Source organism: Mycobacterium sp. TH-M15, from assembly GCF_057473705.1.
Genome location: NZ_JBYCLB010000604.1, coordinates 1 through 1,527, shown reverse-complemented (window position 1 = coordinate 1,527; position 1,527 = coordinate 1). Strand labels below are relative to the sequence as shown.

General features: G+C 70.5%; 1 protein-coding gene. It reads left to right on the top strand.

The features are described from left to right. Window positions 1-1,527: amino acid adenylation domain-containing protein (locus AC2VNT_RS14840; RefSeq protein ID WP_486947581.1), on the top strand; the 1,527-nt coding region annotated here is incomplete at both ends.

Below are 1,527 nucleotides of genomic sequence, written 5' to 3'. Positions count from 1 at the left end.
GGGCTGATCGGCGCGATGTTCGCCAGGTTCACCAGCGCGGTCGACCGGTTAGCCGAATGCGATTCCGGTTGGGAGGCGCAGGCGGCGGTGCAGCTGCCGGTCGGTCAGGCGCTCACGCGTGCCGCGGTCAATGCCACCGACGGCCCGGTCAGCGGGCGCTGTCTGCATCAGGGTTTCTTCGACAATGCCACAGCCAACCCGGATGCCCCGGCTGTGGTGTGGGGGGTGGGTGAGCCGGCCGGGGTGTGCAGCTACGCCGAGCTTGCCGCGGGCTCGCTGGCGGTGGCCGGGGCGCTGCGCGACCACGGGGTGGGCCGCGGCGACGCGGTCGCGGTTCAGCTACCCAGCGGACCGGACCAGGTGCTGGCCGTGCTCGGGGTGCTGGCGGCCGGTGCGGCTTATGTGCCGATCGGAGTCGGCGAACCGGATACGCGACGCGCCGAGATTCTGCAGACCGCCGACGTCGCTGCCGTGATCAGGCAGGAAGATCCGGGCACCAGCGGGCAGATCCCGTGCCTGTCCATCACTGCGGCACGCCGGCATCGTGGGCCGCTGCCGGCGCCGGTGATCGGCGACACCGACGACATCGCCTACGTGATCTTCACGTCCGGCTCGACCGGGCTGCCGAAGGGGGTGGAGGTGTCGCACCGGGCGGCGATGAACACCATCGACGCCGTCAACCAGTGGTTCGGCGTCGGCAGCTCGGATCGAACGCTTGGGTTGTCGGCGCTCGAATTCGATCTGTCCGTCTACGACATCTTCGGCATGTTGTCCGCAGGCGGATCGGTGGTTGCGGTCGAGCCGCGCCAGCGGGCCGCGCCCGGCGCGTGGGTGCAGCTGCTCCGTCGCCACCGGGTATCGATCCTCAACTGCGTGCCCAGCATCCTCGAGATGATCCTCGATGCCGGCCAGCTCGGCGCCACGCTGCGGGCCGTCATGCTGGGCGGCGACTGGGTCGGCGCCGACCTGGCCCGCAGGCTTGCCGAGCAGGCCCCCGGCTGTCGGTTCGCCGGCCTGGGCGGTGCCACCGAGACGGCGATTCACGCCACCATCTGCGAGGTGGACGGCGAGCCGCCGCGGCACTGGGCGACGGTGCCGTTCGGCGTTCCGTTGCGCAATATGCGGTGCCGGATCGTCGCACCGTCAGGCCGCGACTGCCCAGACTGGGTTCCCGGGGAGCTGTGGGTCGGCGGTCCCGGTGTCGCGGCGGGTTATCGCAATGATCCGGTGCGGACAGTGCAGCGGTTCGTCGAGCATGACGGGATGCGGTGGTACATCACCGGCGATATGGCCCGCTACGTCCCGGACGGCGGCATCGAGTTCCTGGGCCGGGCCGACGACCAGGTGCAGATTCGCGGGTACCGGGTCGAACTGGGCGAGGTCGAGAATGCGCTGCGTGCGCTACCCGGGGTGCGTCAGGCGATCGCTGCTGTGACGGGTTCCGGTGCGCCCACGCTGGTGGCCGTTATCAGCGGCAATCCGGACGAGGTCGGTAGCAGCGACGCCGTCATCGCTGCGGTTGCCGAT